Source organism: Luteibacter jiangsuensis (assembly GCF_030812295.1).
GTDB classification, from domain to species: Bacteria; Pseudomonadota; Gammaproteobacteria; order Xanthomonadales; family Rhodanobacteraceae; genus Luteibacter; species Luteibacter jiangsuensis_A.
On sequence record NZ_JAUSSK010000002.1, the window covers coordinates 280,712 to 306,953 of the forward strand.

The following is a 26,242-nucleotide window of genomic DNA, read 5'->3' on the forward strand; positions in this document are numbered from 1 at the left end:
CTATACGACCCGGCCGTCGCGCACCTCGATCGTATGGCCGTCCAGCGCTTCGACATCGGCCGGATCATGGGTGATCACCAGTAACGGCGGGTCGAGGCGCGCCTGCAATGCCATCAGTTCGCCGCGCATGCGTCCGCGCAGGGCGGGGTCCAGCGCGGCGAAGGGCTCGTCGAGCAGGACGAGACGCGGCTCCGCCGCCAACGCACGCGCCAGTGCCACACGCTGGCGCTGGCCGCCGGAGATCCGCACTGGATAGCTGTCAGCCACGGCGGCCAGTTCGAAGATGTCGAGCCAGCGGCGTACCCGATCGTCGTGGAAGCGGCGGCGGGGATTGAGCCAGCCACGCGCGAGCCCGAAGCCGATGTTCTGCGCCACCGTGAGGTGCGGGAACAGCGCGTAGTCCTGGAACACATACGCCACCCCCCGATCCCGCGGCGGCAGGTCCACGCCCATCCTGGTATCCAGCAGCGTGCGACCGTCGACGCGGACGTGTCCCTCGTCCGGCGTGAGCAAGCCGGCCATCGCACGCAGCGTCAGGCTCTTGCCCGCACCGGAGGGGCCGAAGATGACGATGCGCCGATGCGCCGATGCGAATGCCACGTCCAGCTCGAAGTGCCGGTCGTCGGCCCGCAGCGTCTTGCGGATGGCGATGTCGACACTCATGGACGCGCCCGCCGCAGGTGGGCGGGCGCCAGCCAGCCAGCCAGCAACAAGGCGGCGACACAGGTCACCGAGGTGACCGTCACCATGATCCCCGCGGTGCGATCGTCGCCGGCCTGCACGGCGGCGTAGATCGCGACCGACAAGGTCTGCGTCCGTCCAGGGAGGTTGCCTGCGATCATCAGCGTCGCTCCGAACTCGCCTAGCGCCCGGGCGAAAGCGAGCAACGCGCCCGCGGTGATGCCACGCGCGGCGAGCGGCAGGGATACGCGAAAGAACACGGCTGCCTCACGCAGGCCCAGCACCCGCGCCGCGTCCTCGAGCTGCGGATCGACCGCCTCGAAAGCGGCGCGGGCCGCTTTCTGCACGAGTGGAAAGGCGACCAGGGTCGAGGCGATCACCGCCCCCTGCCAGGTGAAGACCAGTTGGATACCCAGGCGATCGAGCCACTCACCGAACACACCGCGACGGCCGAGCAACACGAGGAGGTAGTAACCCAGCACCGTCGGAGGCAGCACCAGTGGCAAGGTCAGGATGGAGTCGACCAGTTCGCGTGCATGCGAGCGCCAGCGCGACAGGCCGAAGGCGACGGCCACGCCCAGCACGAGGTTGATCGCCGTTGCCCACAACGCGACCTTGAGGGAAAGCGCGAGCGGGAGCCAGACGGTGCCCACGGGAACTCAGGGCGCCCGGAAACCGAAACCGGCGAGGATCGCCCGTCCGTCGGCCGACTGTACGAAGGCCTCGAACCGCCCTGCCTCACGCGCCTGCTTCGAACCGGCGACGACAGCGATCGGATAGGTGATCGGCGTGGGTGTGGGCACGACGGCGGCCACATCCACCTTGTCCTTCATGATCGCCGCGTCGGTGGCGAATACGAAGCCGGCATCCACTTCTCCACGAGCGACGTAATCCAGGCCTTGCCGCACGTTCTGCGCCAGCACGCCTTTCGCCGACACCACATCCCAGAGCCCTTGCCGCTCCAGCGCAGCCTTCGTGTACCGGCCCACGGGCACGGACGCCGGGTCGCCGTAGGCGACACGTGTCACCTTCGTGTCCCTCAGGTCGGTGGGCCCCGTCACATGGACGCGGCCATCCTTCGGCACGACCAGGACAAGCCGGTTGCTGGCGAAGTCCTGCCGCGTGGCAGGGTCGATGGCTCCCGCCGTCACGGCCTTGTCCATGGCGGCCTGGTCGGCCGAGGCGAACACGTCGGCCGGGGCGCCACTGGAGATCTGGCGCAAAAGCACATCCGACGCGGCGAAATTGAGAACCACGCGGGTTCCCGGATGCGCCGCCTCGTAGGCCTTGCCGACCGCCTGGAAGGCGTCGGTAAGGCTGGAGGCGGCCGACACCACGAGGTCGGCGGCCGTCGCGGCGGCGACCGGAACGGCGAGGAGGACCAGCGCGACCAACGACCGAAGGCGCATGAAGAAGGTTCCGGGATGGGGACGATCGCAATATAGGAACCTACATAGCGGCCGGTCAATGAGAATCCGGACCTCGCCGCCCGCGCACGAATCGCCAAGCAAACCCACCGCCGCCGGTGGCAGTTTGGGCGCCGTATCGAGGGTGGAAGGGACTGCATGAAACAGGCGTTGCGCATCATCGGGGGACTGCTGGTGCTTGGCACGCTGGCGGTGCTCCTGTTCTTCTGGCTGGACCGCACCGAAACGACCACGGACGCCTACGTGACGGGACGTATCCATCCCGTGGCTCCGCGCGTCACCGGCACCGTGCAGACGCTGCGGGTGAATGACAACCAGCACGTGAGGGCCGGGGACATCTTGCTGGAACTGGATACGCGCGATTTCGACGTGCGCGTGGAACAGGCGCGGGCGGAGATCGACCGGGCGACGGGCCAGCTGGCCAGCGCGGAGGCGCAGATCGTCGAGGCCGATGCGTCCATCGTCGCCGCCGAGGCGAGCGCACGAAAGACCGCTCTGGATCTCCGGCGCGCGGCTGAACTGGTGAACGAGACGCCACGCGGCGTCTCGCAACAGGAGTACGACGCGGCAAAGGCCGCCGCCGACTCGGCCGAAGCCAATCGTGCCAGTGCCGCCGCGCGCAAGGTGGCCGCGCTCGCCGCCCGCGAATCGGCCAAGGCGCAGGTGGCCACCGGTGAAGCCTCTCTGCACGACGCCTTGCTGGCCTACGGATACACCCGGGTGATCGCTCCGGTGAGCGGCTACGTGGGGCGCCGGACCGTCGAGGTGGGCGCGCGGGTCAACGCGGGCCAGACCCTGCTTTCGATCGTCTCGGACGAGGTATGGGTGGTCGCCAACTACAAGGAGACCCAGCTGCACGGCATGCAGCGCGGCACGGAAGCGAGCATGACGGTCGACGCGATCCCCGGCGTGACCTTCATCGGCCACGTGGACAGCCTCTCGCCGGCCTCCGGTTCACAATTCGCCTTGCTCCCGCCCGACAACGCCACCGGTAACTTCACCAAGGTGGTCCAGCGCGTGCCGGTGAAGATCCTGTTCTCCGCCGGCGACCTCGGCCGCTATCGCGAGCGGCTGGCGCCGGGACTGTCGACCATCGTCAAGATCCGCGAGGGAGAACAGGCGCGATGAACGCACGGCCGCTCGCGCTGGCGGTTTTCGTCCTTGGCCTTGGTGGCTGCGTAGCCGGGCCCGACTACCGGCGCCCGGAGACATCCGCGCCAGCCCACTGGCGTGATGCTCCCGCGCAGGCGGAGGCATTGCCTGATGCGTGGTGGAACCTCTTCGGCGACGACGAGCTTGGCCAGCATATCGAAGCGACGCTCAACGCGAACCAGGACCTGGCCGTGGCGCTAGCCCGTTACGACCAGAGCCGCGCCCTGCTGGGCGTGGCTCGCGCGGACGAATTCCCCGATGTCGCATTCGATCCCGCCTTCGCACGTGCACGTACCTCGGGCAATGTGTCCAACCGGCTGCCCGAACTGGAAACCACGCTCTGGCGGGTGCCGGTCGACGTCGCGTACGAAGTGGATCTATGGGGCCGTGTGCGGCGCGGCGTGGAAGCCGCGGGCGCGGATGTGGAAAGCGGCGCGGATGCGGTCGCGGCGCTACGCTTGAGCCTCGCGGCCACTTCCGCATCGACCTACCTGTCCCTGCGCAGCACGGACCGCGACATCGACGTACTCGCACGCACCGTAACCCTGCGCGAGGATGCCCTGCGTCTCGCGGAACGCCGTGCACATGCCGGCGTGGTCGGTGACCTCGACGTGCTCCGTGCACGCGCCGACCTGGCCCAGACCCGTGCCGATCTCGCCGACGCCCGGCGCCGGCGGGACAACCTCGAACACGCACTGGCCGTGCTCGAGGCACGTAACGCGCCGGACTTCTCGGTCGCACCCCGGCCCTGGGCCCCGAACATACCCGAGGTACCGGCCGGGCTGCCTTCATCATTGCTCGAACGTCGGCCTGACGTCGCCGGCAACGAACGGTCGCTTGCGGCCGCGAGCGCGCGGATAGGTGTGGCGCGGGCCGCCTTCTTTCCGCAGGTAAGACTCACCGCCTCGGGCGGCGTCGCCAGCAATGGCCTGGGTGACCTCACCGCCGCCGACAGCCGCGCATGGTCGATCGGACCGGGCGTGCATCTGCCGATCTTCGAAGGCGGCCGCAACCGCTCTCGCTTGCAGGCCGCGGAAGCGGCCTATCGCGGCGCGTTCGCGAACTGGCGGCAAAGCGGGATCGTGGCCTTCCGCGAGGTGCAGGATGCGCTCGGCGATACGCACTGGTTGCGCGAACGTGGCACCGCGCTCGATGCCACGGTGGATGCCGCCACCGCCGCGGCGAAGGTATCCCGTTCGCGCTACGACCGTGGCCTTGCCGGCTACTTCGAGGTGGTGGATTCCGAGCGCCAGGCGCTGGCCAGCCAGCGCGCCGCCATCCAGAACGACCAGCAGCGCCTCCTCGCCGCCGTGTCGCTGATCAAGGCGTTGGGCGGTGGCTGGCAGGAAGGCGACAGCGTGCCGAGGCAACCCGTGGCGACCGCGGCAGGCTCGCCGTGAACGCGGTCGCCGGTACCGCCACCGCGGTTCCCGCACCTCCCGCGAACCTGCCCTGGCTGGGCATCGTGGCCGTGCTCGTCGGCGCGGTGGCGACGACGCTCACCTCACGCCTCACGTCCATTGGCCTGGCCGATCTTCGCGGTGCGATCGGTGCGGGTTTCGACGAGGGGGCATGGATTCCCACGGCGTTCTCGGCGTCGCAGATGATGATCGGACCGTTGGCGATCTTCCTCGGCCGCGCGTTCACGCCACGGCGTGTCCTGCTGGTGGGGTGCGTGGTCTACGGCGTGGCCGAGTTCCTGATCCCCTACTCGCCCGACCTGCGCACCATGATCGTGCTGCAGATCTTCGCCGGCCTCGGCTCGGGTACCTTCATCCCCCTTACCGCATCGTTCATCCTGCTGAACCTGCCTCGCAATCTTTGGCCCTGGGGTCTGGCCGCCTACGCGATGAACATCATCCTCGGCCTCAATGTCGCCTCTTCGCTCGAAGGCTGGTACGTCGAGCACGTGACCTGGGACTGGATCTTCTGGCAGAACACGGTGGTGGCCTTTCCCTTGTTCGCACTGTACTGGTTCGGCCTGCGCCGGCTTCCGATCGATCGCGACTATCTCCGCGGCGGCGATTTCCGCGGCATGCTCATCGGCGCTTCCGGCTTCACCCTCATCTTCATCGGACTCGACCAGGGCGACCGGCTGGACTGGTTCTCTTCGCCGCTGGTCGTCACGCTGCTTGCGCTGGGCGTCATCCTCCTGGGCCTCTTCCTGCTCCACGAGTCGACCCTCGACACGCCGAGCGTGGACTTTGGCTTGCTGGTCCGCCGCAACGTGTTCCTGCTCATCGTGCTGGTGCTGGCCACGCGTTTCCTGGTGACCTCGAGCAATACGCTGGTCGCCAACTACCTCATCCAGGTACGCGGCCTGCGGCCCCTGGAGGTGGGCAGCGCACTGCTCTGGGTCGCACTGCCACAGTTGATCATCGCACCCACGGTGGCCTGGCTGCTCAATCGCATCGATGCGCGCTTCGCCATCGGCACCGGTTTTGCCATCGCCACCACGGGATTCCTGCTGGCAACCGGCATCACGTCGCAATGGGCGGAGGGAAACTTCAGCGTGGCGCTGCTCCTGCAGGCGGTGGGCGAAACACTGGAACTCACCGCGGTGATCTATTTCTTCGGCCACCATGTGGGACCGGCCGACGGCATCACCTTCGGCGCGATCATCCAGACGGCGCGGTTGTTCGGCGGCGAACTCGGCACCTCCGTGCTGATCATGTTCACGCGCAAGGCCGAACAATGGCACTCGAACCTCATCGGCCAGCACATCATCGCCGGCGACCCGGTCACCACCGAGCGCATCGCCGCGTACGCGCGCGCGGTGGGTGCGGCGAGCCAGGGGGCGGGAGAGGCGGAGGCCCGTGGCGCCGCCCTGCTCTCCACCGCGGTGCGTGCTCAGGCCTATACGCTGTCCATCCTCGACGGTTTCCTCCTCGCTTCCTGCGTGGGCGTGCTGGGCGTGGCCCTGGTGTTGTTCCTTCGCGAGTCTCCCGTACTTGCCACGCCGCCCGCGGTACCGCCCCTGCCACCGCCCTGAGCCGGCACGCGGGGGAGCGACACCATGTCGCATCGCCTTCACCACGGGCCATGCGATGATCCCTGGACCCACGTCCAGGGTTTGCAGCACAGGGGCGCTCCGGTGCGTCGAGGTCGGATAAGAAGCGGCTGGTTGGCATGGATGGCGCTTGTCGCCGTCTGGCTCACCGCGCTTGCCCCGACGGTATCGCGGACGGCGGAAGCCTTCGTCTTCCCCGATCTTGGCGCGTGGTGCGAAAGCAGCCCCGGCAACCATCACGACAGCGGCCACGAAACCCGCGATACCGATGCGGCCTGCGGCTACTGCACTTTGTTCGCCCAGCAACCCGCACTCGCCGGGTCGTTCTTCATCGGCCATGTACGCGTACCGGCCGCTCCCACTCCGCCGATGCCCCCGGTGGTTCACGCCGGACCGGCACCGCTCACTGCCCATGCATCGCCACGGGGTCCACCGTCCACCGCGCACGCCTGATCGTTCCCGATCCCGACGTACGCCCACGACCACGGACCCTGCTCCCATGCCTCTGCTTCCCGACCATGGACGCGCGCTCGCGCGTGCCATCGCCTGCGCCATTGGCGCTTCCTCCCTTGCCGCCCATGCCACGGGTGGCGACGACGACCCGCAACGTGCCACGACGCTGCGCGAAGTACGTGTCTCCGCCGCGAGCCATGCCAGCGATATCGATCCCGACATGCCTTCGGCCGTCGAAACCGTCAGCGCCGCGCAGCTCGACCGGCTCAATATCGTCAATAGCGAAGACGCGCTGAAGTACCTGCCCTCGTTCGGTATCCGCAAACGCTTCATCGGCGACGAGAACGCGACCTTTTCCGTCCGCGGAACCAGCAACCAGCAAAGCGCGCGTGGCCTGGTCTACCTCGACGGGCTGCTGCTTTCCAACCTGTTGGGCAACAACTGGGCGAACCCACCTCGCTGGTCCATGGCGTTCCCGGAAAACCTCGCGCGCGTCGAGGTGATCTACGGCGCGTATTCGGCGCTATATCCGGGGAACGCCATCGGCGCGACCGTGCTCATGACCACGCGCATGCCCGAAAAACTGGAGATCTCCGGCCACGTGCAGGCCTTCACCCAGCATGTCGACAGCTATGGCGTGGACCGCGACTACGGCGGCAGCCGGCAGAGCGTCACGATCGGCGACCGCTCCGGACGCTTCGCCTTCCTCATCGGCGTGGCGCACCTGCAATCGAACGGGCAGCCGCTGGTCTATGCGACGCAGAATCGATCCACCCGGCGTGGCACGTCGAACCCCGTCACGGGTGCCGTCGCCGACACCGGCGCCAACGGCTTGCCACGCGAGGTGCTGGGCATCAACAGCGAAGGGCAGGAAGCCACCCGCCAGGACGAAGCGCACATCCGGTTGACCTACGATTTCACGCCCGACCTCACCGGTGCGTTCACCGCGGGCTACTGGAAGCAAGACCTGTCGCATCGCACGGAAACATTCCTGCGTGACGGCGAAGGCAAGCCGGTGTGGGCGGGCCCGGTCACGATCGATGGCCGTCAGTACACGATCCCCACGAATTTTTTCGCACCCAGCACACGACAGAGCCGGAACACCCTCTACGGCATGTCGCTAGGCACGCACCGAACGAGCGGATGGAACATCGAGTCCGACGCGTCGATGTTCGACATGGGCCGCAATCGCGACCGCGTGGCTGCCGGCGTGACCGAAAACGGGGCCGGCCTGCTGACCGCGGGCGACGGCAGCCGCTGGCGCACGTTCGACCTGCGCGCAAGTCATACGCCCGATACCCTCTCGCCGAACACACATACCGTGAGCTTCGGCTATCACTTCGACGGTTACCGGCTCGACAATGCCAGTTACACGCTCGCCGGGTGGCGCAATGGAGCCCGTGGCCCACGTACCGCCGCCAATGGTGGCAGCACGCAGACCCAGGCGGCATACCTGCAGGACGCATGGCAACTCGATGAACGCTGGCGCCTGACGGTCGGCGCACGGTATGAGCAATGGCGGGCCTTCGGCGGTTCACGCGCGACAGGCACCACCTCGATCGGCTATCCGGAGCGTGATGAATCGCATACCTCACCGAAGGCCTCGCTGGCCTGGAGCGCGACCGACTCGATGGTGGTGCGACTCTCCGGCGCACGCGCGTACCGCTTTCCCACGGTCAACGAATTGTTCCAGGGCACCTTCAACGGCATTTCGCTGGTCAACAACGACCCTCACCTGAGGCCGGAGAACGACCTGTCGCGTGAACTGTCGGTCGAGTGGTACCGGGCGAACAGCCTCACCCGTTTCACCCTCTACCGCAGCGACACCCGGGACACATTGTTCAGCCAGACCGACACCACCGTGTTTCCCAACGTCACCAGCGTGCAGAACGTGGATCGGGTGCGCACGCGCGGCGCGGAAGCCAGCTACGACGGCCAGGATGTCTTCTGGCACGGGTTCGACCTGACCGCCAATGCGGCGTATACGCAGGCGACGACCCTGCGGAACACGCGCAATCCCGCGTCGGAAGGAAAGCAGTTCTACCGCATACCGCGCTGGAGAGCGAACGTGGTCGCCACGTGGCGTGCCACGGAACGACTGTCGCTGGTCCTGGCCGGACGCTATTCGGGACGCCAGTACAACACGCTCGACCACAGCGACGTGAACCCGGATACCTTCGGCGGGGCCAGCGACTTCCTCGTCTTCGATGCGAAGGTGGACTGGAAGGTAAGTCCTCGTGTCTCGCTCGGCATCGGTATCGACAATCTCACCGATCGACGTTACTACGTGTACTACCCCTACCCGTCACGAACCTGCCTGATGGAAGCGACCTTCCACCTCTGACCGATGCGCGGCGGCGTTAGGGCGCCGCCGCGCATCGGTCAGGCCGCCGCCTGCACCGCGCGATCCCACGCGGCTGCAGGCATGTGCTCGTCGAGCATGAAGGACGCCGGACCACCACGCCAGAGACGGTCGAAGAACGCTCCCACGCCGGCGTTCCCCGTTGCCAGGTCGCAACTGAGGCGAAGCAGCTCCGCACCGGGTACGGCGAGGCCACCGGGGCGGCGCACCAGGAACGGCTCGATGCCTCGCGCGATGCCATGTGCCGCTTCCTTGTAGATCGATGCACGCTCGGGAAGCAGGACCGCAAGATCCAGCAGCGTTTCGCCGATACCGGCCAGGCCGTCATAGGTGCCCGGCGACACGGCATACCTCCGCAGCAGGTCGCCTTCCGCATCGAGCACGATCTCGCGGTAGCGAATGTCACCCGTGCATGCGAAAAAGCGTGCGACGACGGCGAGAATGCCGGCCGTACCGTTACGCAGGTAGGGAAACAGCGTCGTTCCCCCCACGTCCCTGGGCCAGCTCGCGGCACCATCGGGATTGATACCGCGCTGGGCGAGGTCGAAGGCGAGTCCATCGCGCGCGCCGCGAAGAAAACGTTCGTCACCGGTGGCCACATGCAAGTGGAGCAGGAACAGCGCGATGCCGGCGGCACCGTGCGCAAGACCTACGGGTCGTACCTGTCCGCGTGGCCAGTGCAGCATGCCATTGTCGATACGCGCGTCACGCAGGAGCATCTCGCCGGCGACACACGCGTCGGCGAGAAAGCCCGCCTCGGCTGTCTCGTGCCATGCCTTGATCCGTGCAAAGCCCCATCCGGCCATTCCATCGTACAGACCATGGCGCTCACGAATGCCGTCGCCAGCCGACCGCGCCCGCAGCAGCGACGCGGCCTCGGCATGCGCACGCGCATCGAACAACACCCAGGCAATACCCGCATCGCCGTACATGAGGCTGTCACCCCGGTGGTCCGGCCGCTGGCAGCCCTCCAGCATGTAGGCGAGCAGCCCCGCGGGCGGCGTCCTGCCGCCGCGTAGATAGGCGTGGAGCACGCCCGCGGCGCCATGAGCCACCCCCCAGGGATGCGTCTCGAATACCTCGGGTCCGGCAGGCACATAGCGGTCCGCACGCGCGCCGCGCGCCCGCTCGTCGATATAGTCGAACAATGCATCGGCAGCGTCCGTAGCTGCTTCCGTGGACGACGCGAGGTAGGGCACGGGCGCGGTGTCATGCGGCAAGTCGGCGAGGGACGCACGCAGCGATGCCATGGCTGCGACAGGTGGCGGCGGCCGGTGGGTGTCGACGGCGAGCAACTGCTCGAGGACCCGGACGAAAGCCTCCGGATAACCCATGTCCGCCGACATGCGGTGTGCGAAGCGAAGCGCGGTGCCCCGGTCCAGCGGAAGCATGGCATTCATGGGCATGACCGCCGCGGCGAGGTTCGCACCGAAGGCATAGACGTCTTCCGCACGGGCGTCGACGGGCATCTCGCGCCTGGACAGGGGCGATGCGAATCCAGGCGTACGTACGTCCACCGGATGATCCAGGCCTTCCTCGACCGCCGATTCCAGGTCGATCAGGCGAGTGCCTCCGTCGGCGGTGACGATGCAGTTGTGAAACGACAAGTCGCCCATCGAAATTCCTGCCGCATGCAGGCACTCGAGGTTCCGCGCGATGCTGGTGAACACCCCCACCACCTCGTCCAGAAAGCCAGCGACGTCGGCGCGGGTCGCCCGCGTCTTCAACCAGGGATACCTGCGTGCCAGCCAGCTGCGCAGCGTATCGCCCTCGACGTATTCTTCGACCAGGTAGCTATGTTCCCAGTCTTGGAAATACGCAACGGGTGCCGGTGCGATGCGCAGGGATGCCAGCCGACGCAACAACCGGTATTCCTTGCGCAACATCACCGTCGCGGTGTCGCCACCCCCGATGAAGGGACGCGCTTCCTTCACGATCACCGGACGGCCTTCATCGAGATCGTCGGCCAGGTAGATGCCACCGGCGGCGGAAAACGACAGCGATCGCCTGATGCGGTAGCGGCCTCCACCCAGGAGCGGTGCGCCGCCCGGCCCGGCCACCTCGTCGCGCGGAAACGGGTCGCGCAACCAGTCCGGAAGGTGGAAGTGCGGCTTGCGCTCGTCCGGTTCCGTCAGCCCGTCCGGCCGCCGCAGCAACCATTCAGACCGGCTGTCCGCCGCGACGCGGTACTCACCGGCGATTCCGCCATAGCGGTAGTAAAGGACACGCGAATCGCGATACCGTCGGTCGCTCAGGATATAGGGCCCGGCGTACCCCGAAAGCGCGACATGGAGATCGTCGATGATGCCGCGAAAATCGGCGGCGTCACGCGGATAAACGGTAATGAACTTGCCTGATCCACCACGCGGCCAGCGTTTCCCATTCACCGCGGACAGTATTCGAGCATCGGCGGCGAACTTGAACGCGACGCCGGCGGCGGCCAGCGTCGCCGCCGCGATCGAAAGGACGATGCGTGCCGTCGAGACGACGGACGAGACGTGAATCTTCCAGCCTTGCGCCGGTAACGTGAGATCCGGCGGGGCGCAATGCATCCATATGCCGGCGCGCCGCATCTGCCACTGTTCGGGCACGACCTTGCGAACCAGCTCGACGAAGTCGGCCGAATCGACGATATGCCGTCCATAGGGCTCGAAGAACTCGCGGTCGATCGCCGTGTAGTGCAGCAATTCCGTACGTCGCTCCATGCTTCGGTGCTTCCTGTGAAGGGTTGTCGTCGTGAACCGGTCAGTCCTCGAATCCATCCGAGTTGGCGATCGAGCAGGCACGATGGCTGCAGCTGCTGTAGTTGGTGCCCGTCACGTCCACCGAGTCCATCTCCGCCGTCAATCGCTGAAGATCCAATATCCGGTCCATGCCTTCCCTCCCGTGGGCTATGAGTTCGCCTCCGCGACGCGCGGATGCAAGGCGAATCTAGATATCGCAGCCAGCAGCTGGCAACGACGAAAATGCCCATGCATGGTGGTATCGCTCCGAGCGACGCATGTTTCTCGGGCAGTCGATCGAAAGCGGGCGCCGCGATGTCCGGAAATGGACGACGGCGTCCGTTTCCGGACATCGCGATCCTCAGTCCCCAAGGGGGAGACGAACCGTCGCGACGGCCCCCGGCGCATCGGTCATGGGTGAAAGGTCCACCGTGCCGCCGTGCGCTTCCACGATCATCCGGGTGAGGCTGAGGCCAATGCCCGATCCTTCGGGTTTGGTGGTGAAGTAGGGAACGAATAGCGCGTCGCTGGAAGGTAATCCGATACCGCGATCCTCTATGACCACCCGGACATGCCGGCCTTCCATGCGCCAGTCCACCCGTACGGAGCCAGACACGGGAAGTGCCGCCTCGACGGCGTTGCGCAGGAGATTGATGAAGGCCTGCGTCAACTGGTCTTCATCGCCGCATATCGTCACGGCCTCCGTGCCGCCGACCGCGACGGGCAGGCGCTGATCGAGCACTGCCAGCCGGGCAAGCACACGGTCGAGACGGAAGGCGCGGAGTTGCAGCGGCGGTAGCCGCGCCAGCTTGCCGTAGCCGGACAGGAACCGGGCCAACGAAGCGGCGCGGCGCTCGATGACTTCCAGTCCGAGTTGCAACTCCTCGCGCGTCTCGTCGACACCGCGCGCCGCGAGCAGGGTCGAGAGGCTGCCGGCGAGCGAGCCTATCGGCGTGAGCGAATTGTTCAACTCGTGGCTCAACACGCGGATCAGGCGCTGCCAGGCCCGCCTCTCCTCTTCTCCCAGCGCAAGGCTAAGGTCGCGCAGCATGACCAGTCTGTGCTCTCGTCCATCGCTGTGCCATGTGGCGCGTCGGATCGACCAACGTCCGCTCCCTCCATGAAAACGCCAGTTGAAAACGGCGTTGTCGGGCGCGGCCAGGACTTCGGCGAGCCCGAGCGGCTTAAGGTCCCGGCCTATGACCGCACTCCTCTCGGCACCGATCAGCTTGCGGGCGGAAGGATTGATGAGCCGCAAAATGTCTTCGTCGTCGACGACGAAGACCGGGTCGCCCAGTGCGATGAGCGTCTTGCCGAGGAAGCGCGAGGTCTCCGTCCGTTTCCGCCGCCCCTCGCGAAGCTCGTCGGAGAGAAGGTTTACATCGGCGATCAGGTCTTGCAGGGGGTCGTATCCTGGACGTACCCGGCCACGCATGCCGAAATCGCCTTCGCGCAGCGCACCGAGGAGGTCGGATACAGAAGCCAATGTTCCCAGTGCACGATGCCCGGCAAACCAGCCCAGCACGAGCGTGAGCGCCAGTCCGGCGGAAAAGGCACTCGCGCGGATCGTCCATGGCAATCCATCGCAAACCGCCATGGCGCCACCCGACACGGTCATCGGCAGGAGGACGACACCCGCCCACGTCATGACCCCGTGACGCATCCTGTCGGGATGCCAGGTGGAAGTCATCCTCGCTAGTACCGGAGGACATGATGGCGGCCACGGTTCATCCGGCCAACTCCGCACCCTTCGTTCGCTGCTTGCCGAGTCGGCGATAGAGTGCCTGGCGCGAGATGCCAAGCGCATCGGCCGCACGTTGCAGGTTATGCTCGCTGCGCTCCAGGGCGTTCCTGACCAGGAGTTCCTCGGCCTCGGGCAAGGTCAGGCCGTCGAGCGCCAGCGGCGTGTCGCTGGGACGGCGTAGCGCGAGACCTTCCGCATCGATGGTGTCGTGATTGGCGAGAAGGGCGGCGCGTTCGACCGCGTGCTCGAGTTCACGCACGTTGCCTGGCCAGTCGTAGCCCCGCAACACGCGTTCTGCGGAAGGCGAGAATGTCATGGCGCCTCGTCCGCGGCGCTGGCAGTCCCGCAACATGAAGTGACGTGCGAGTGGCACGATATCTTCATGGCGTTCGCGCAAGGGGGGCAGGCGCACCTGCATGGCGTTGAGCCGGTAGAGCAGGTCCCGGCGGAAGCGGTCGTTGCGGATGGCGACATCGAGATCGGCGTTGGTCGTGGAGATGATGCGCACATCGACTCGCCGCGTACGCATCGTTCCGCCACGCTCCAGTTCGCCCTCCTCGAGAACGCGCAGCAGCTTCGCCTGTTGCAGAGGATGGATGTTGGTGACTTCCTCCATGATCAGGCTTCCCCCATGGGCCAGTTCGAAGCGGCCGGACCGCGGCACCGGCTTGTCTTCGCCGAACATCTCGTCGGCGAAGCGCGCTTCGGGAAGACTGCCCATGTCGACGCGGATCGCCGGATACTCCGCGCGTTTCGACAGCGCGTGGATTTGACGGGCGAACAAGGATTTGCCCGTGCCATTTTCACCCAGGATGAGCACGTTCGCGTCACCGACGGCGATCCGCTCGATCAGCTCGACCACGTGCCGCATGGCGGACGATTCACAGACGCGCAGCATGTCCCCGGATTGACGGGCCAAGGCGGTTTCCGTGCGCAACCGCCTGTTCTCTTCGCGGATCTCGCGCAAGGCGATCTGACCGCGCAAGGTGTGGATCAGCCGAGCGTTGTTCCAGGGCTTTTCGATGAAGTCGGCGGCGCCCAGGCGCATGGCCTGCACCGCCACGTCGATGCTTCCCCAGGCCGTCATGGCCACCAATGGCAGTTCCGGTGCCTCCTCGCGGATACGCAGCACGAGTTCGAGCCCCTCGCGCCCCGACGTGGTATCGGCGGAGTAATTCAGGTCGACGATCACACAAGCGAATTCGCGCCGCGACACGGCATCGAGCGCCGCGCCTGGGGAGTCGACCTCCACGGACGGAATGCCTTCCGAGCGCAACAGCATACGCATCGCCAAGCGAACGTCGGCATGATCGTCGACGACGAGCACCGGCACCTGGACTCCGTTATCTCGGTACATGTCTGGCCCTTTCAGTCACTGCGCAGGACGCGCCAAGGTTCCACCGCGGCCGCCCGCCATGCGGGCAACAGCACGGCGGCGATCGTGGCCACGGTCATCATTGGCACCACGGTGGCGAATACCCATGGATCGCTCATGCCCAGGGCGGTGTCCGTCACGAACAACCATCGATGCGCGGCAAGTGCGGCCAGCAATCCCGCGGCGACACCGGGTAATGCCCATACCAGGGCCCGCCGCAATACTTGCGCCATGAGAGCCGCGGGTGTTGCACCCAACGCGCCGCGCAAGGCGAACATGCGGCGACGCGATATCACCTCGACTGCCTGCACCGAATAGTGGCCTACGCAGGCAAGCGCCAGGGCGAACCCTGCGAAGCTGGAGAGAAGCACGGCATCGCGGCGTGGCTCCGCGTATGCCATCTGCGCCACCTGGTCGAGCGCTCGCGCATTGGCGGGCGCGAGGGACGGCGCCATGTCCTGGACGATACGTGCGAAGGCGTCTCCGGTCGCGGGGCCAACGCTTGGCCCGCGCAGCACGGCGTACATCGATGTCCACTGACGAACGGTGGCGAACGACAGGTGATCGATTTGCGCGAGCGGAACGAACACCGCCGGTTCGGCCTCTGCCGAAACACCCGCGAGTGGCGTATTGGCGACGACGCCGACGATCCGCGCGGCATGGCGACCCGATGCTGGGCGCACCATACCGCCCACACCGTATCCATCGACCTGTTCGAGGTAAGCCTGGTTCACCACCACGACACGCTCCGAATCGCCTCGGTCGCCGTCCTCCAACCATCGGCCACGGGTCTTTTCCAATCCGAGCGACTCGAGCGCGCCAGGCGTCACCACCGCGTACTGCAGCCGCACCACGGCTCCGCCAGGACGAAGGAATGGCATCACGAAGCCGTCACCGACGGGGAGCTGGGTGGACCACCCCATGGTTTCGACGCCCGGCAATCGCAGGGCCTTCGCTCGCAGGCTCGTTGCGAGCCGTTCGGTGGCCTCGCGCCCCGCATACCATGCGGGTGGCGCGCGGACTTCCATCACCAGGGCATTTGCGTGGTCGAAACCCAGTGGAAGCTGGTCGAGGCGCCACCAGCGCAATGCCGCCGCGGTCGAGACGCAGAGCAGCAAGGTGGCCAGCGCGGTCTGCACCAGGGCCATCGCCGAATACACACGCCGCGGCGCGAAAGCCGGGGCCGGATAGCCGGTCGTGGCGAAATGCTGGTGGGCCACCGCGCTGCCCGTTGCCAGCAGGGCGGCAAGCAGGACGCTGACAAGAACCGCCACCAGCACGCCGCTCCCGGGCGCCAACGGTCCGGCGGAGGCCAGCCAGCTATCCGGCACGAGGGGGCGGAACGCCATCACCAGGAGGGCACCCACAGGCATGCCTATCACCGCCGCGAGCAGTGCGGTGACCACCGCCGCTGACAGTGCCGGAATCCACGGCCGCCACCCCGTGGCTCCCAGTGCGAACAACAAGGAGGTTTCCTGCGTGCGATCCAGTGCGCGGGTCAGCATGAGGTTGGAGACGTTCATCGCAGCCACGATGAGCACGAGCAAGGCACACCCGACACATAACCAGATGGTCGCCCTGGCGCCTGGAGCCGTCAGCGTGTCCAGGGGTGTCGCGCCGTACCACCGCGTATCCGCCGGCTCCAGATGCAACCTGGCAGCGTTACGTCCGACGGTGTCCATGACGCTCTCGGAAAATGCCGTGATGCTTCCCGGCGCAAGGAGGGCCACCGCCGTCATGTTCTCCACGCGATCGGTGGTGTTGGAGGGAAGGACCAGGGGCAGGATCAGGTCGACATCAGCGAAGAACCGATAGTCCGCCGGCAGGACGCCGCTTATACGCATCGGTTGGCCATCGACCAGCAGTACCCGCCCGACCGCCATCGCGTCGGCGTCGAACCAACGGTGCCACAGCGCATTCGACACCATCACTTCCGCACCTCCCATACGGGACGGCACACGTTCGCCGAGTGCGGGAACGATGCCGAGCGTCGGCAGGAAGCCCACATCGACGCGTTGCGTCCGCAGCAGGCCCCGATGACGTCCATAAACGACGTTCATCGCCTCCGGCATGCGGGCGGCACCGCGCGAGCGCACTGACTCGGGGCTTCCCACCATGTCGTAGAGGCTCGGTGAGGCTGCACGCATGGGATCGTCGGCCGTACGGCCGCCGTAGACGGCGACATTGGCATGGTTGGGCCAGGGTGGTGGACGGAGCAATACGGCTTCCATCAGCGTGAACGCGCCGGCCAGGGCGGCCACTCCGATGGCGAGTGTCGCCGACGCCAGTAAAAGGGAACCTGGCTGGCGCGGCGAGGCCCGCCAGAAGCGCACGATGTCCGTGATCCGGCTCATGGAAACGATGCGCTGTGCCGCCGTGCGGCCAGACCCGAATCCGCCTCGCTCTGCAACTGCCGGAACGTACTCTCGTCGACGACCCTGCCATCGAGAAGGCGAACGGTGCGATCGGCCATCGCGTTGAAACGGTCGTCGTGCGTCACCATGCAGATCGTCCGGCCGTCCACGTGCAGGCGGTTGAGCAAGGCCATCACGGTTTCGCCATTGTGCAGGTCGAGGTTACCGGTCGGTTCGTCCGCAAGCAGGATCGATGGGTCGCCCACCAATGCCCGTGCCACCGCCACCCGCTGCTGTTGTCCTCCCGATAGCTGGGCCGGGTAGTGACGCATGCGATGCGCCATGCCTACGCTGCCCAATGCTTCGACGACCCGCCGGGCACGATCGCGTGCCATCACGTCCTTCCGGAAACTCAGGGGCAACGCGACGTTTTCCGCCACGCTCAGGTCGTCGATCAGGTTGAACGCCTGGAAGACGAAACCGATATGCCGGTTGCGCAGGCGGGCCCTCTCCGCGCGCCCCATGGCGTGAACCGATTCGCCGCGAAAACGCAGTTCGCCATGACTGGGCACGTCCAGGAGGCCCATCAGCGACAACAGGGTTGTCTTTCCGCATCCCGACGGACCGGCGATCGACACGAATTCCCCCTGTCGCACAGTCAGGTGGATGTCGGTCAGCACCTGACACTCCATCGATCCAGCCTGGAAGACCTTGCCGATGCCATGCATCTCGATGATCGATGGCCGCGTGTGCGCTTGCATCGCGAAACTCCGGTGCGGCGGTTCACCCAGCCTAACTGCAGTCCACAGCGTTGTCCCGGGCGCTAGACCTTCCTGTGTCAAGAGAACGCCAACGCTGCCGGAAAGACGTAGCGATAGCGCTCGCCAACGTCCCGGACGAGGTACCCCCCTTTGCCGCCCCGATCGGCGCACTGACACCCTTCACATATGTAAATGCATTGCGCCCCAACGACGTAATCGTTTACATGTAACATCATTTACGTGCCCACTTCGTCGCCGGATGCCAGTATCCTTGCCCGCCTGACGTGCCTCCGTTCGCCGTCGCTCCGTCCCCCAAGGCCTTGCCCATGAACCGTAACCCCCGCATCGAAGACCTTATCGCCCGCATGACCCTCGAAGAGAAGGTCGGCCAGCTGGGCGTGTTCGCCGATGCCGTGCGCCCCTTCGCACCCGATATCAACCCGGAGACCAATGCCCGCGGTGCCGCCGAGGTGCTTGAGCAGGTCCGTGCCGGAAGGGTCGGCGCGTTGTTCAACGGGGTGGGTGCCGCGGAAGGCCGCGAGGCGCAACGCGTCGCCGTGGAGGAAAGCCGCCTCGGGATTCCGCTGCTGTTCGGAGCGGATGTGATCCACGGCATGCGTACCGTCTTTCCGATCCCCCTCGGTGAAGCGGCCAGTTTCGAGCCGGACCTCGCCGAGCGCACAGCGCGCGCCACCGCCGTGGAGGCCACCGCGGCGGGCGTCCACTGGACGTTCGCTCCAGCGGTGGACATTGCGCGTGACCAGCGATGGGGCCGCGTGGCCGAAGGTGCCGGTGAAGACGTGGTGCTGGGATCCGCATTCGCCGCGGCGCGTGTACGTGGCTTCCAGGGCCCGGACCTGACGGCCGACGATGCCCTCCTCGCCACGCCGAAGCATTTCGCCGCCTACGGCGCCGTCGCCGGCGGCATGGAATACAACGCCGTCGACATCGCGCCGCAGACACTCCGCGATGTGCACCTGCCACCCTTCAAGGCGGCCATGGACGCAGGCGCACTCACCTTCATGAGCGCGTTCAACGACATCAACGGCGTACCGGCATCGGCCAACCGCGAACTGATGACGGACATCCTGCGCGGCGAATGGGGCTTCGAAGGCCTCGTGGTCTCCGACTACACCGCCGATATGGAATTGATCGCCCACGGCTTCGCCGACGACGAGCGCGACGCGGCGCGCCTGGCGTTCCTTGCCGGCGTCGACATGAGCATGCAGAGCGGCTTCTATGCGACACACCTGGCCGACCTCGTCGAGAAGGGCGACGTGCCGATGGAGGTGCTCGACGAAGGCGTGCGTCGCGTGCTCTCGGTGAAACATGCCATCGGCCTGCTCGACAACCCATATCGTTCGCTCGATCCCGCCGCCGAGGCAGACACCTCACTGAATGCCGATCACGCGGCACTCGCACGCGATGCATCGCGTCGTTCCATTGTCATGCTCAAGAACGACGGCGTACTGCCGCTGCGCAAGACCGGACAGAAAATCGCGCTGATCGGCCCGTTCGCGACCGACGTCGACAACCTCGAAGGGTGCTGGACCTTGTTCGGCGACAAGCGGCGCCACGTCGACATCCAGACCGGACTGCGTGACGCCCTGGCGGACGCGGGCTTGCTCGACGTCGTCGTCGGCTGCGGCATCGAAGATCCCATCGAGGGCGGCATCGAGGCCGCCGTGGCCGCCGCGAAACAGGCGGACGTGGTGCTGCTCGCCATCGGTGAGCCGCAGAATTATTCCGGCGAAGCGCAATCGCGCACGCAGATCGTGGTCCCCCCCGCACAACAGGCGCTGGCCGAAGCCGTGGCCGCGACGGGCACGCCGGTCGTGGTGCTTCTGAAAAACGGCCGGGCACTGGCGCTAGCGGGCGCCGTGCGCGAGGCCAATGCGATCCTCGTCACCTGGTTCCTCGGCAGCCAGACCGGTCCCGCGATCGCCGATGTGGTCTTCGGCGACTACAACCCTTCGGGGCGCCTGCCCGTGAGCTTCCCGCAGGATGCCGGACAGCAGCCCTATTTCTACAACCACCTTCGCACGGGACGTCCGGAGCTGTCCGACCAGCCACCGGCGTTCAAGTCGCGCTATCGCGAAGTCACGTTCGACGCGCTGTACCCCTTCGGACACGGGCTCAGCTACACGAGCTTCGAGTACGGCGTTCCCCAGGTGAAGTCGACGGTGCGCTGGGACGAAACCATCGTCGTATCGGCCACCGTGACCAACACCGGGAAGGTCGCCGGCGAAGAGGTGGTGCAACTCTATATCCACGACCGCGTGGCCAGCCGGGTCCGGCCCGTGCGCGAGCTGAAGGCCTTCCGCAAGATCATGCTCGCTCCCGGTGCATCGGAGAAAGTATCCTTTGAATTGACTCGCAAGGATCTCGCCTTTACCCATCGCGACGGCACCACGTTCGAAGCGGAGCCGGGCGACTTCCAGGTATGGCTCACGGGTTCGTCGGCAACGGGCATACCCACGACGTTCGTGTTACTGAGCCGTTGACGGCATCGCTCCTCGCTCAAGGGGCGGGAAGACTACACAGCTATCCTCCTCGCCCGCTCCCCAGGCCATCGGTCCTGTCATAGCGTACGCTTCCCATGAAGGAGCGTACGATGAAGGAACGACATCGAATCTCGCGCCGCACAGTCGCATACCGTGTGTGCGTAATCCTGTGCACGGCGCTCGCGCCCGCGATCGGCATCGCCCAGGTGCCTCCCGTGCAACCCAGCGTGGCACCGATCACCTGGCGACCCTGCACGCCGGACCTGGTAAGCGAGCGCTGGATCGACGTCTTGGGGGCAAGGCTGGAATGCGGCAGCATGCTGGCGACCCCCGATGACGATGTCACCGGGAAGGTCCGATTCACCGTCGGCCTCGTTCGGTTCAAGGCGGGACAGTCCGAGCAACGCGAAGGCGCCATTTTCTTCAATTTCGGCGGCCCTGGTGCCAACCCCCTGGATTTCCTTCCACCTACCGCCTACCTGTGGGCCTCACGCTCCATCGACCATTCATTGGATGGCGACAAGCGGCGCCTGGCCGACCGCTTCGATCTCGTCGCGGTGATTCCACGAGGATTGCGTGGTGGAACCCGCTTTGCATGTGGACCTTACCCGGAATTTCTCGCGGGCTATGACCCGGCGGTCTCCCTGGCTGACTGGAACTGGGTCGGCTTCGTGCGAACCGCCAGGGCTTATGCGGGTACTTGCGGCGAGCATCCCCTGCATCCGCAGGTGGGCACGCTGCAACATGTCGTCGACATGGAACATGCCAGACGCGCCCTGAACGAGCCCGTGATGCACTTCGTCGGTACTTCTTATGGCTCCTGGGTCGGTGCCTTCTACGCGTCGATGTACCCGCAGTACAGCGGACGCATCGTGCTGGATTCCGTCATGAACTACGCCGGGACGTTCGAGCAGCAGGTCACTGATTTTCCCGCGGAACGCCAGGCGCTGTTCGCACGAAATGCCTTGCGGCCGGCTCTCGCCCGACCCGGTGTGTATGGCATCGGCAGCGATCCACGGGTGGCGATGTCCCGCTTTCGCGACATGCCATATCGGGCGCTCTGGGCGTGGCCGCTGGCGATAAACACGCCCCACCAACTGGCTGCGGCGCTGACCCTCGCGGACTGGATAAGGGCCGATATGGAGATATCCAGCGATCGTCTTATGGCGCGCTTACGAAATCACGTCTTCAGTCCGGATACCGGCGCGAACGATGCGATCAAGGAGGCGGCGGCGGGGCTGGCCTCCCGGCTGGACCAGGTGGTCGATCCGACGCTGGACGGCCTGGTCGACCATTCCGTATACATCGCCGTGGTTTGCGGCGACACGCCATGGCGGAACGATCTCAAGACGTGGCGCGCGCTGGCCAACCGGATAGGAGCGAACTACCCGGCCGCCGGGGGCGGATCGGTCATCATGGGCCTGATCTGCGCGCACTGGCCTTCGGCGCCCCGATGGAGACCCATGCTGACGGAACTGGCGAAGGCACCACCGTTGCTGATGATTCAATCCGAATTCGATCCGGTAACGCCGCTTACGGGTGCCATGAAAGCATTCGATGCATCGCCCAATGCATACATCGTCCTGGCGCGCGACGCCGAAGTGCACGGGTTGTTCGGCCAATCGGCGACGCCATGCGTCGAACGTGCCGCCGGTCGTTTCCTCCTCACCGGCGAACGGCCGGCCTCACACCTGTCGAGCTGCGATTACGTCACGCCGCCCGTGAGGCGAGAAGTCCGCGAGGTGAGCGATGCACCCACGGAAAGCGACGTTCGCGAAGAACTACGACGTCTCTATCGGTACATTTGACGGTAACGGCGCAACGTCATCGAGCCACCACGTACCTTGGTACGATGCGCCCACCTATCCGCGGCGCGCATAATCCGGACAACCTCAGTCACGGAAATGCACACATGAACGACCTGACCGGCAAGGTCGCCCTTGTCACGGGCGCCGCCAGCGGCATAGGCCGCGCGATCGCCGCAGCTTACGCAACGGCTGGGGCATCGGTCGCCGTTGCCGACATCGCTCACGACAAGGCGAAGCAGGTGGCCGCCGATATGGGCGGACGCGCCATCGGCATCGCCATGGACGTAACCGACGAAGCACAGGTCGACGATGGCTTCGCCCGCGTGGAACGTGAGCTCGGGTCGGTCGATATCCTGGTAAGCAACGCCGGCGTGCAGATCATCTCGCCACTGGTCGACCTTTCCCTCGCCGACTGGAAGCGCATGCTGGCCATCCACATGGACGGCGCGTTCCTCACCAGCCGTGCCGCCATGCGCCAGATGGTGGCCTCCGGCCGTGGTGGATCGGTGATCCTGATGGGATCGGCGCATTCGCATGTCGCGTCGAAATTCAAGGCGCCATACGTCGCGGCAAAGCACGGTTTGCTCGGCCTGGCCCGCGTGATCGCCAAGGAGGGCGCTGCCGATGGCATCCGGTCCAACGTGCTGTGCCCGGGTTTCGTGCGCACGCCGCTGGTCGAAAAGCAGATTCCGGAGCAGGCGCGCGAATTGGGCATCTCCGAGGAGGAGGTCGTCCGCGACGTGATGCTGCGCGATACCGTCGATGGCGAGTTCACCACCCTGGAAGACATCGCCGACGCCGCGCTGTTCCTCGCGGGTTTCGGCTCGAAGGCTCTGACCGGACAATCGCTCGTCGTGACGCATGGCTGGCATATGCACTGACGGACCCCTCGCCGACGGTTCCGGCGGGATGATCCAGGTCCGCGCGCAGAAGGAAAGATCCGTCGGCAAGACAGCTCCCACCGAAGGCGCCGACGGCATAACCCTAGCTCGATTCCCCGCCTTTCACCGACCCCAGTACCGGCGGTAGCCCGCTACCGTGCCTCGGCACCAGCCACTAACTTTGTCGACCGCCCCGCTCGATAGGAACGTCGATGAAATCCGCTTCCCTCGGCCTGCTCGCCGCAGCCCTCGCCACCTCCCTCCCTGCCACGGCGGAGTCCGCCATTCCGCTCACATGGACATCCTGCGACAGCGTGCCTGCGGCGGCGGCCAACATCACCGCGCGCATGGAATGCTCGCGCCTTGCCGTGCCGCGCGACTACGCCAACCCCGCAGCGGGCACGCTGAACCTGGCTGTGGTGCGCGTGAGAGCCGCCGCTGAACGTGGCGCACGCCACGACGGCACCTTGCTCCTGGAGCAGGACGAATTCTCGGGTCCCCTCGACCAATCCGTGGCGGCGATGGCATCGGGATGGCTGGAAGGCGACGAGAACTGGCGCAACGTCGCGAATCGCCTCGACCTGGTCGGCCTCGCGCCACGTCTTATGGACGACGCAAGCGGACACGACTGCCTGTCGGCGACCTCACGGCTGCCCCGCCACGCTTCGCTGGGTGCCGACACGACCCATGCCAACTTCGCGATCGCCGAAAACCTCGCCCGGGCCGTGGGCACGGCATGCCAGAACGACCCGATGCATTCGCATATCGGCATGTCGCCGCGCGTGGAGGACATCGACATGCTGCGCAACGCACTTGGCCAGTCCAGGCTGCACATCCTCGGCACCGGTTACGGCGGCTGGGTGGCGACGTACTACGCCGAACGCCACCCACAGAACGTCGGCCGCCTGCTGCTCGATAGCACGTGGGATGCGGACGGCTCCATCTCCGAAGCGATGGAAGCACGCGTCGCCGAACGCGGGCGGACGATCCGCCAGGCGGTCTCGGCCCTGGTCGACGCCCCTGATCGTTATGGCTGGGGCTCCGATGCCAGCGACATCCATCGACGTCTCGGCATGCTTCCGGCCTCGGCATATGCCGTTTGGATGCGCAACGTGGACGACGGGCACGAACTGTCGGCCGCGCTCACGATGGGACGCCTGCTGGAGCGTGATGCCACGCTTTCGACAGACGTGCTTCGCGGCACCCTTGCAACGACACGATTCGCGATCGATGCCAAGGACGACGGCGCCATCCGTGCCGCGGCGGAACGCTTGCTCGATCGTCTCGATGCCGAAGCGAATGGCGACCCTTATGGTTTCGGGCCCCGGGCCAACGGCATTCCGCCCGAGGTCGTGGCCAGTGCCTTCGCGGCGCGCTGCAACGACGGTTCGTGGGGCACGCGTCGCCGATACTGGCGCGATCGCACGCTCGAACTGGGAGAAGCATGGCCAGCCGGGGTCGGTAACGAGACCTTTCAAGGCATGGTCTGCAGCGAATGGCAGAGCGCTTTCGAAAAGATCACCGCGGCACCCACGCTCTACGGCGTGCCGCGGTTCCTCATGGTACATGCCGAATTCGACGCGGAGGCACCGTTGCGCAACGCCGCGATGATGCTCAACGCACATTCAAGCGCCAACATGGTCGTGGCACGTGGCCTGCGTGCGCATGGCGTGATCACGCGCACGGACCGTCCCTGCGTGTCGGCCGTGGCCGGCCAGTTCCTCGCGGACGGCGTCCTTCCAGCCAACAAGCTGACCAATTGCAGGTTGCCCGTCGCTTCGCCTGCGCCCTGATGCATTGGTCAGAACATGACCTGGGCACGCAACTCGACTATCCGGGGATCGACGCGTACATCGCGTCGATCGCTGATCGCACGGACATAGTTACCTTGCAACTTGAGGTACTTCGTTAGGTACCAGTTCGCACCAAAGGTCCAGTCGTGTTCGGTGCCGCCCAGCGTAGGGCCATCATCCAGGTCGAGCGTGCTGTAACGGAGTACGAATTCCAGCGCACCCCAACGACCCTTTGGCACCACGTCGGAAACATTGCCCGCGCTGTACGAGCGCGACTCGCCCGTGGCCACCCAACTGCCGAAGGCGTACCAGCCGTGCGCCTTATAGGCCGGCTTGTTCTCCAGCTTTACCCTGGCATCCAGGTATTCGCTCTGCACCGACCATGGCCCACCGATCCAAAGCGCCTCGAGTCCGCGGCGGTCCACGTGCCCGGCCATGCTTAGTGCACCTGAGTCGATCAGGCGCCGCGTGGCAAGCCCCGCCTCTGGCAAGGCGCGCAAGCGTACGCCCGGCGGCGTATAGCGGCCACGGCCGTCGTTCGTTCCATACGGTGTTTCACGCGACAACGAACCACCGATATGCAGGACGTTTCCCGATGCGTTCAGCGGCGTCCACGCTGCGCGGCCGGCCACCATGTGGCCGTCCAGGTCACCCTGCAGGTTGCCACCGTTGTAGTAACCCATCTGCACGAGATAGGCCTTGCGGGTAAGCGCCCAATCGATGCCCAGGCGGCGATTCGCGTAAATGGCCTGCATGGGAAGCGAGGTCTCCATGAAGGACGTACTGCCCGTGCTGGTGTTGCCTTCGAAACCGACGGGTGTCTTCATGAAACCGATGCGCAGGGCACCGGCGTCGCTACCCATAAGGGCCTTGCTCTGCAAGCGAAAGAACACGTCTAGCCAGGTCTTCGTCTGGAAATCGAATACCGCCGTGGCGTCGTACACGCCCTTCTTGCGGACGAAGAAACCGAATTCCTTGCGGCGGTTGGTCTGCGCGTCCTCGTAGGTGCCTTCGTCGTGCGAGAAGCGGTCAAGGTCGTATTGGTACTTCACCGACAAGCCCATGTCGGTGCCATCGGCGAATACGTAATGGGTCGGCCAGTTGGTACGCCCATCGTAATCGTTGCGCACGGCATCGGCCGCCTCCGCAAGCACGGGGTCGATCAACGCCACGGCGCCGAGGATGAACTTCTTCAAGCGGGTACCCCTTCCAAG

19 protein-coding genes are annotated in these 26,242 nt (G+C 66.0%); 9 read left to right on the plus strand and 10 right to left on the minus strand.

The window, feature by feature from the left end; genetic code table 11:
• The 3 genes from J2T07_RS06680 to modA are packed head-to-tail and all read right to left on the minus strand — an operon-like array spanning position 1 to position 2,090.
• On the minus strand, positions 1-663 hold the full coding sequence (locus tag J2T07_RS06680) for an ATP-binding cassette domain-containing protein (protein ID WP_306848425.1): 663 nt from the start codon (positions 661-663) through the stop codon (positions 1-3).
• Complete coding sequence (modB, locus tag J2T07_RS06685; RefSeq protein WP_306848426.1) at positions 660-1,334, minus strand: molybdate ABC transporter permease subunit; 675 nt, start codon at positions 1,332-1,334, stop codon at positions 660-662. The genes J2T07_RS06680 and modB overlap by 4 nt, the downstream gene beginning before the upstream one ends.
• A 6-nt stretch (positions 1,335-1,340) precedes the next feature.
• Positions 1,341-2,090 (minus strand): molybdate ABC transporter substrate-binding protein, encoded by a 750-nt coding sequence (gene modA / locus J2T07_RS06690; RefSeq protein WP_306848427.1) that lies wholly within the window; start codon positions 2,088-2,090, stop codon positions 1,341-1,343.
• Between the two features lie 156 nt (positions 2,091-2,246).
• Between modA and J2T07_RS06695 the strand changes: the two genes are divergently transcribed.
• The 5 genes from J2T07_RS06695 to J2T07_RS06715 all read left to right on the plus strand — a co-directional run bounded on the left by J2T07_RS06695 (position 2,247) and on the right by J2T07_RS06715 (position 9,067).
• Positions 2,247-3,236, plus strand: a complete 990-nt coding sequence (locus J2T07_RS06695) for an HlyD family secretion protein (protein WP_306848428.1) — start codon at positions 2,247-2,249, stop codon at positions 3,234-3,236.
• The gene (locus J2T07_RS06700) at positions 3,233-4,660 is read left to right on the plus strand and encodes an efflux transporter outer membrane subunit (protein ID WP_306848429.1); all 1,428 of its coding nucleotides are present in this window, start codon (positions 3,233-3,235) and stop codon (positions 4,658-4,660) included. The genes J2T07_RS06695 and J2T07_RS06700 overlap by 4 nt, the downstream gene beginning before the upstream one ends.
• Positions 4,657-6,252 (plus strand): MFS transporter, encoded by a 1,596-nt coding sequence (locus J2T07_RS06705; RefSeq protein WP_306848430.1) that lies wholly within the window; start codon positions 4,657-4,659, stop codon positions 6,250-6,252. Before J2T07_RS06700 ends, J2T07_RS06705 begins: the two co-directional genes overlap by 4 nt.
• Before the next feature lie 141 nt (positions 6,253-6,393).
• Positions 6,394-6,723 carry a DUF2946 family protein gene (locus J2T07_RS06710; RefSeq protein WP_306848431.1) on the plus strand — a complete coding sequence of 110 codons (330 nt, stop codon included), beginning with the start codon at positions 6,394-6,396 and terminating at the stop codon, positions 6,721-6,723.
• A 46-nt stretch (positions 6,724-6,769) separates the two neighbouring features.
• The gene (locus J2T07_RS06715) at positions 6,770-9,067 is read left to right on the plus strand and encodes a TonB-dependent receptor (RefSeq protein ID WP_306848432.1); all 2,298 of its coding nucleotides are present in this window, start codon (positions 6,770-6,772) and stop codon (positions 9,065-9,067) included.
• 38 nt (positions 9,068-9,105) lie between these two features.
• Here the strand turns inward: J2T07_RS06715 and lanKC are convergent, their stop codons facing one another.
• From lanKC to J2T07_RS06745, 6 genes are all read right to left on the minus strand, one after another.
• Entirely contained in the window at positions 9,106-11,790 is a 2,685-nt protein-coding gene (lanKC, locus tag J2T07_RS06720; RefSeq protein WP_306848433.1) for a class III lanthionine synthetase LanKC, read from the minus strand.
• Positions 11,791-11,830: 40 nt separating this feature from the next.
• The gene (locus tag J2T07_RS06725) at positions 11,831-11,959 is read right to left on the minus strand and encodes a hypothetical protein (protein ID WP_306848434.1); all 129 of its coding nucleotides are present in this window, start codon (positions 11,957-11,959) and stop codon (positions 11,831-11,833) included.
• Between the two features lie 210 nt (positions 11,960-12,169).
• Positions 12,170-13,333, minus strand: a complete 1,164-nt coding sequence (locus J2T07_RS06730; RefSeq protein WP_306848435.1) for a sensor histidine kinase — start codon at positions 13,331-13,333, stop codon at positions 12,170-12,172.
• 202 nt (positions 13,334-13,535) lie between these two features.
• Positions 13,536-14,909, minus strand: coding sequence for a sigma-54-dependent transcriptional regulator (locus tag J2T07_RS06735; RefSeq protein WP_306848436.1), 1,374 nt, complete (start codon positions 14,907-14,909; stop codon positions 13,536-13,538).
• An 11-nt stretch (positions 14,910-14,920) separates the two neighbouring features.
• On the minus strand, positions 14,921-17,281 hold the full coding sequence (locus J2T07_RS06740) for an ABC transporter permease (protein ID WP_306848437.1): 2,361 nt from the start codon (positions 17,279-17,281) through the stop codon (positions 14,921-14,923).
• Positions 17,278-18,042 (minus strand): ABC transporter ATP-binding protein, encoded by a 765-nt coding sequence (locus J2T07_RS06745; protein WP_306848438.1) that lies wholly within the window; start codon positions 18,040-18,042, stop codon positions 17,278-17,280. The genes J2T07_RS06740 and J2T07_RS06745 overlap by 4 nt, the downstream gene beginning before the upstream one ends.
• A gap of 326 nt (positions 18,043-18,368) precedes the next feature.
• Here J2T07_RS06745 and bglX point away from each other — a divergent pair, with 326 nt between their 5' ends.
• The 4 genes from bglX (at position 18,369) to J2T07_RS06765 (ending at position 25,028) form a co-directional block, all read left to right on the plus strand.
• Positions 18,369-20,546: a beta-glucosidase BglX gene (gene bglX, locus J2T07_RS06750; protein ID WP_306848439.1), complete on the plus strand. Its 2,178-nt coding sequence runs from the start codon at positions 18,369-18,371 to the stop codon at positions 20,544-20,546.
• Positions 20,547-20,656: 110 nt separating this feature from the next.
• On the plus strand, positions 20,657-22,354 hold the full coding sequence (locus J2T07_RS06755) for an alpha/beta hydrolase (protein WP_306848440.1): 1,698 nt from the start codon (positions 20,657-20,659) through the stop codon (positions 22,352-22,354).
• A gap of 104 nt (positions 22,355-22,458) precedes the next feature.
• Complete coding sequence (locus J2T07_RS06760; protein WP_306848441.1) at positions 22,459-23,235, plus strand: 3-hydroxybutyrate dehydrogenase; 777 nt, start codon at positions 22,459-22,461, stop codon at positions 23,233-23,235.
• A gap of 212 nt (positions 23,236-23,447) precedes the next feature.
• On the plus strand, positions 23,448-25,028 hold the full coding sequence (locus J2T07_RS06765; RefSeq protein ID WP_306848442.1) for an alpha/beta fold hydrolase: 1,581 nt from the start codon (positions 23,448-23,450) through the stop codon (positions 25,026-25,028).
• Between the two features lie 8 nt (positions 25,029-25,036).
• Here J2T07_RS06765 and J2T07_RS06770 read toward each other — a convergent pair whose 3' ends face one another.
• Entirely contained in the window at positions 25,037-26,224 is a 1,188-nt protein-coding gene (locus tag J2T07_RS06770) for an OprO/OprP family phosphate-selective porin (protein WP_306848443.1), read from the minus strand.
• Positions 26,225-26,242: the final 18 nt, after the last annotated feature.